Source organism: Pseudonocardia nigra (assembly GCF_019396355.1).
Taxonomy (GTDB): Bacteria; Actinomycetota; Actinomycetes; order Mycobacteriales; family Pseudonocardiaceae; genus Pseudonocardia; species Pseudonocardia nigra.
Genome location: NZ_JAHKRK010000335.1, coordinates 1 through 5689 on the forward strand (window position 1 = coordinate 1; position 5689 = coordinate 5689).

Sequence of the window (5689 nt, forward strand, 5' to 3'; positions counted from 1 at the left end):
TGGCCGACCACCCGCCTTCGACGCCGAGGAGTACAAGCGACGCAACGTCGTCGAGCGGGCGATCAACAAGCTCAAGGGCCACCGCGCGGTCGCCACCCGCTACGACAAGCGCGACTACATGTTCCGCCGAACCATCGACGTCGCCTCGATCAGGATCTGGCTCCGCGACCCCGTCCCATGATCCAAGGGACACGCTCTAGTCTCGAGCGCCATGACCACCGCCGCCGAGACCGGTCACCCCGCGCTGTCGCGCCGCCGCGAGCTCGGGGCCACCAGCGCCCGGTCGCTGCTGCTCACGGTGCTCGGCGAGTTCGTGCTCCCCCGCGCCGAGCCCGTGTGGACCCAGGTGCTCATCGACGTCCTCGCGCAGCTCGGCGTGGAACCGAAGTCGGCCCGGCAGGCGATGGCGCGCACCGGGGCCGAAGGCCTGCTGACCTCGGACCGCGCCGGGCGGCGGGTGCGCTGGTCGCTCAGCGAGCAGGGCCGCAGGCTCCTGACCGACGGCGCCGCCCGCATCTACGGCTTCGGGGCCGCCACCCCCCGGTGGGACGGGCGGTGGCTGGTGCTGCTCGTCAGCGTCCCGGAGTCCCGCAGGCAGCTCCGGCACCGGCTGCGCACCCGGCTGGCCTGGGCCGGGCTCGGCTCACCCGCGCCGGGGATGTGGCTCTCCCCCGACCCGCGCAAGCAGGACGAGGTGGCCGACGTGATCGCCGACCTGGAGCTCACCGAGGTGACCAGCTCCTTCGTCGGCCCGTTCGGCGCGATCGGATCGGAACGGCAGGTCGTGGCGCAGGCCTGGGACCTCGCGGAGGTGGAGGCCTCCTACACCGAGTTCCTCGACACGTTCGCCGACGCCGACCCGGCCGACCCCGCCGACGTACTGGCCCACCAGATCCACCTGGTGCACGCCTGGCGCCGCTTCCCGTTCCTCGACCCGCAGCTGCCGGGTGAGCTGCTGCCGGACCAGTGGGCCGGCACGCGGGCGGCCGCGCTGTTCGCGGAGCTGCACGCCCGCTGGAACTGCGACGCGCAGCAGCGCTGGCGCGGACTCATGGGCGCGGCCGACTGATCCGAATGTGTAAACTTCAGCACATGCGAATGCACATCGAGCTCGACGACGACCTGGTTCCCCCAGGTCGACGAGCTCGCCGGACCGCGCGGACGCAGTGCTTTCGTCCGCATGGCCGTGCAGCGCGCCGTCCAGCAGGAGATCCGGTGGAACGACCTCGAGGCGGCGGCCGGCACGATCGACGACGCCGGCCACGAGTGGGACGCCGACCCGGCAGCATGGGTGCGCAGCCAGCGCCACGCGGACGAGCGCCGCGCCGGCTGACGTGCTCCGCGTACTCGATTCGACCGTTCTGATCGACTACTTGCGAGGGCGGCCCGCCGTCGCACGCGTCGCCGCCCTGCGCGAGGCGGGGGACATCGCGGCGACCACGGCGATCAACGTCGATGAGATCGTCCGAGGCCTCCGGCCCCGCGAGGCCGACTCGGCGGTGCGGCTGTTCTCCGGCCTCGTCGTCCTCCCGATCGACAAGCGCGCGGGGTGGCAGGCCGCGGAGTGGCGGCGGAACTTCGCGGCGCGGGGCGTCACCCTCTGGCAAGCGGACTGCTTGATCGCGGCCACGACCGTGGTGCACGGAGGCACGCTCGTGACCGCCAACCCGAAGGACTTCCCGATGGAGGACCTGGTGGTGGCGCACTGGCCCGTCGGGCAGTGAGCACCGATCTCGGCCGTCGGATCAGCGTTGACGTTCGCTCCGCAAGCTCCGCTCAGCCCAGGCAGCCCGGACCGAGCAGCGCCTTGAGGTCGCCCATCAACGCCGAGGAGTGCGTGACCTTCAGCGCGTCGTCGAGCCGCAGCACCGTGGTGCGGCTGCCGTTGACCAGCGACAGGTGCACCTCCGACGAACCGGGGTGGTTGGTGAGCACCTCCTTGAGCTTCGACACGCGCTGCGGCGTGCACAGCTCGGTGCGCAGGCTCACCTTCACCGGCGCGGCGGCGCCGCCCCCGGCCTGGGTGAGGTCGGGCACCGCGAGGTCGTTGACGATCAGCGACACGCGGTCGTCGCGGCGGTTGACCCGGGCCTTGACCAGCACGATCGCGTCCTCGGCCACGTCGACCCCGACCACTTGGTAGCAGCGCGGGAAGAACAGCACCTCGATGCCGCCGGCGAGGTCCTCCAGCTGCGCCGACGCCCACGGCTCGCCATTCTTGTTCACCCGCCGGTTCACGCCGGTGAGGATGCCGCCGATCGTGACCTGGTGGCCGTCGGGCACCGTGCCCTCGAGGATCGTGGCGATCGGCATGTCGGACTTGGACAGCAGTGCCTGCTCCACCCCGTGCAGCGGGTGCCCCGACACGTACAGACCCAGCATCTCCCGCTCGATCGCGAGCTCGTGCTTGGTGTCCCACTCGTCCTCGGGCACCTTCACGTCGAAGACGGAGTCCAACTCCGAGCCGCCGGAGCCGTCCATGGAGCCGAACAGGTCGAACTGCCCCATCGAGGCCGCTCGCTTGGTGCTCATCACCGCGTCGATGGCGTCGGCGTGCACGAGCAGCAGGCCCTTGCGCGGGTGGCCCAATGAGTCGAACGCCCCGGCCTTGATCAGCGACTCGATGACCTTCTTGTTGCAGACGACGGCGTCGACCTTGCGCAGGAAGTCGGAGAAGTCGGTGAAGGCGCCCTTCTCCTTGCGCGCCGCCACGATCGCGTCGACCACGTTGGCGCCGACGTTGCGGATGCCGCCGAGGCCGAAGCGGATGTCGTCGCCGACCGGGGCGAAGTTGCGGACCGAGTCGTTGACGTCGGGCGGCAGCACGGTGATGCCCATGCGGCGGCACTCGGCCAGGTAGACCGCGGCCTTGTCCTTGTCGTCGCGGACGGAGGTGAGCACCGCCGCCATGTACTCGGCCGGGTAGTTGGCCTTGAGGTAGGCGGTCCAGTACGACACCACGCCGTAGGCCGCGGAGTGCGCGCGGTTGAACGCGTAGTCGGAGAACGGGAGGAGGATGTCCCAGAGCGTCTTGACCGCGTCGGCGGAGTAGCCGTGGTCCTTCATACCCTGGGCGAAACCCTCGTACTCCTTGTCGAGGATCTCCTTCTTCTTCTTGCCCATCGCACGGCGCAGCAGGTCGGCCTTGCCCAGCGTGTAGCCGGCCAGCTTCTGCGCGATCGCCATGACCTGTTCCTGGTAGACGATCAGGCCGTAGGTCTCGCCGAGGATGTCCTTGAGCGGCTCCGCCAGCTCCGGGTGGATCGGCCTGACCTCCTGGCGGCCGTTCTTGCGGTCGGCGTAGTCGTTGTGGGCGTTGGCGCCCATCGGACCCGGCCGGTACAGCGCACCGACGGCGGAGATGTCGTCGAACTCGGTGGGCGCCATCCGCCGCAGCAGGTCGCGCATCGGCCCGCCGTCGAGCTGGAACACACCCAGCGTGTCGCCCCGGCCGAGCAGCTCGTAGGTCTTCGGGTCGTCGAGCTCGACGCTCTCGATCTCCAGCGCAGGCTTGCCGTTGAGCTGGATGTTGGCCAGCGCGTCGTCGATGATCGTGAGGTTGCGCAGGCCGAGGAAGTCCATCTTCAGCAGCCCGAGCGTCTCGCAGGCGCCCATGTCGAACTGCGTGATGATGGCGCCGTCGGCCTCGCGGCGCTGGATCGGGATGACGTCGATCAGCGGCTTGCTCGACATGATCACGCCGGCGGCGTGCACGCCCCACTGCCGCTTGAGGCCCTCGAGCCCGCGGGCGGTGTCGATGATCTCCTTGACCTGCGGGTCGGCCTCGTAGAGCGCGCGGACCTCGGTGGCCTCGGAGTAGCGCTTGTGCGACGGGTTGAAGACACCCGCGAGCGGGATGTCCTTGCCCATGACCGCGGGCGGCATCGCCTTGGAGATCCGGTCGGCCACGGCGTAGCCGGGCTGGCCGTAGAGCACGCGCGCCGAGTCCTTGATCGCGGCCTTGGCCTTGATCGTGGAGTAGGTGATGATCTGCGCGATCCGGTCCTCACCGTACTTCTCGGTGGTGTAGCGGATCATCTCGCCGCGCCTGCGCTCGTCGAAGTCCATGTCGATGTCGGGCATCGAGATGCGCTCGGGGTTGAGGAACCGCTCGAAGATCAGCTTGTGCTTGATCGGGTCGAGGTCGGTGATGCCGAGGACGTAGGCGACGAGCGAGCCCGCGGCCGAACCACGCCCGGGACCGCACCGGATGCCGACCGACTTCGCGTACTGGATGAGGTCGGCCGTGACCAGGAAGTAGCCGGGGAACCCCATCTGCATGATGACGCCGACCTCGTAGTCGGCCTGCTTGCGGTACTGCTCGGTGATCCCGTTGGGGAACCGCTTGTGCAGCCCGCGCTCGACCTCCTTGATCAGCCAGCTCTCCTCCGTCTCCCCCTCGGGGACGGGGGCGCGCGGCATGAGGTCCTGGCCCTCGGTGAACCCGACGTCGACCCGCTCCGCGACGAGCAACGTGTTGTCGCAGGCCTCGGGGAACTGGTCGTCCCACTGGGCGCGCATCTCGGCCGGGGACTTGAGGTAGAAGTCCTGCGCGTCGAACTTGAACCGGCCGGGGTCGGCGAGCGTCTTGCCGGTCTGCACGCACAGCAGCACCTCGTGCGGCTTGGCGTCCTCCGCGTAGGTGTAGTGCAGGTCGTTGGTGGCCAGGCCGGGCAGCTCGAGCTGCTTCTTGAGCCGGTGCAGGTCATCGCGGACGCGGCGCTCGATCTCGATGCCGTGGTCCATCAGCTCGCAGAAGAAGTTGTCCTTGCCGAAGATGTCGCGGTAGTCGCTCGCGGCCTGGACGGCGTCGTCGTAGCGGTCCTGCTGCAGCAGCCGCTGCACCTCACCCGACGGACACCCGGTGGTGGCGATGATCCCCTTGCCGTAGGTCTCCAGCAGCTCGCGGTCCATGCGGGGCTTGTAGTAGTAGCCCTCGAGCGACGCGAGCGACGAGAGCCGGAAGAGGTTGTGCATCCCCTCCGTGTTCTCCGCCAGCAGCGTCATGTGGGTGTACATCTCACCCGGGTTGTCGTCGCTGACCTGCTGGCCGCCCAGCGTGGCGCGCTTGCGCTCGTGGCGCGAGCCCGGCGAGAGGTACCCCTCCATGCCGATGATCGGCTTGACCCCGTGCGCCTTCGCCTTGCGCCAGAACTCGTAGGCGCCGTAGACGTTGCCGTGGTCGGTCATGGCCAGCGCCGGCATCTCCATCCGGGCGGCTTCCTTGAACAGGTCGTCCAATCGGGCCGCACCGTCGAGCATCGAGAACTCGGTGTGCGTGTGCAGATGGACGAAGCTGTCGGTACCGCGCGATCCGGAGCTGGCGGACGTGGCCATCGGGGTGGGGCGCTCCCTCCTCGCGCGGCCCGCGGGCAGCGCTCGATCGACGCGGTCCGCGTGCCCGCCGCTCGTCGGGGAGCGCCGGGCCCGGGGCCGCAGGGATGAGTCAGGTTAACCCCGGCCACCGACAGCACCGGCGACCCGGGCAGGCGCGGCGGGGAACGCGCAGCTCACCTCGCCGACCGGCGTGTCGACCCCTCCCGAGGGGAGGGCCCGGCCGGGGTGGGAGCGGATCGCGCACCCCGTCTCGGCGCATGCGCCCCGTCTCCGCCCACGCACCCCGTCTCCGCCCATGCGCCCCGTCGACGGGGAGCATGGGCGGAAATGGGGCGCATGGTGGACGGCGCAG

At 69.9% G+C, this 5689-nt stretch carries 4 protein-coding genes and 1 pseudogene; 4 read left to right on the forward strand and 1 reads right to left on the reverse strand.

Annotated elements, in window-relative coordinates; translation table 11 throughout:
• From KME75_RS39520 to KME75_RS39535, 4 genes and pseudogenes are all read left to right on the forward strand, one after another.
• Nucleotides 1-181 (forward strand): annotated as a pseudogene (locus KME75_RS39520) (IS5/IS1182 family transposase); the annotation flags it as partial.
• Nucleotides 182-211: 30 nt separating this feature from the next.
• A complete protein-coding gene (locus tag KME75_RS39525; protein WP_219420122.1) occupies nucleotides 212-1069 on the forward strand; it encodes a PaaX family transcriptional regulator in 858 nt (285 codons plus the stop codon).
• A 111-nt stretch (nucleotides 1070-1180) separates the two neighbouring features.
• Nucleotides 1181-1333: a hypothetical protein gene (locus KME75_RS39530; protein ID WP_219420123.1), complete on the forward strand. Its 153-nt coding sequence runs from the start codon at nucleotides 1181-1183 to the stop codon at nucleotides 1331-1333.
• Between the two features lies 1 nt (nucleotide 1334).
• Nucleotides 1335-1724 carry a type II toxin-antitoxin system VapC family toxin gene (locus KME75_RS39535; protein ID WP_308283477.1) on the forward strand — a complete coding sequence of 130 codons (390 nt, stop codon included), beginning with the start codon at nucleotides 1335-1337 and terminating at the stop codon, nucleotides 1722-1724.
• A 52-nt stretch (nucleotides 1725-1776) separates the two neighbouring features.
• Here KME75_RS39535 and dnaE read toward each other — a convergent pair whose 3' ends face one another.
• Entirely contained in the window at nucleotides 1777-5337 is a 3561-nt protein-coding gene (dnaE, locus tag KME75_RS39540; protein WP_219420125.1) for a DNA polymerase III subunit alpha, read from the reverse strand.
• Between the last annotated feature and the right edge of the window lie 352 nt (nucleotides 5338-5689).

Excerpts from the sequence above, each read along its gene's own strand:
- KME75_RS39530 (WP_219420123.1), top strand. The coding sequence starts at position 1,181 with ATGGCCGTGCAGCGCGCCGTCCAGCAGGAGATCCGGTGGAACGACCTC.
- dnaE (WP_219420125.1), bottom strand. The coding sequence starts at position 5,337 with ATGGCCACGTCCGCCAGCTCCGGATCGCGCGGTACCGACAGCTTCGTC.
- KME75_RS39525 (WP_219420122.1), top strand. The coding sequence starts at position 212 with ATGACCACCGCCGCCGAGACCGGTCACCCCGCGCTGTCGCGCCGCCGC.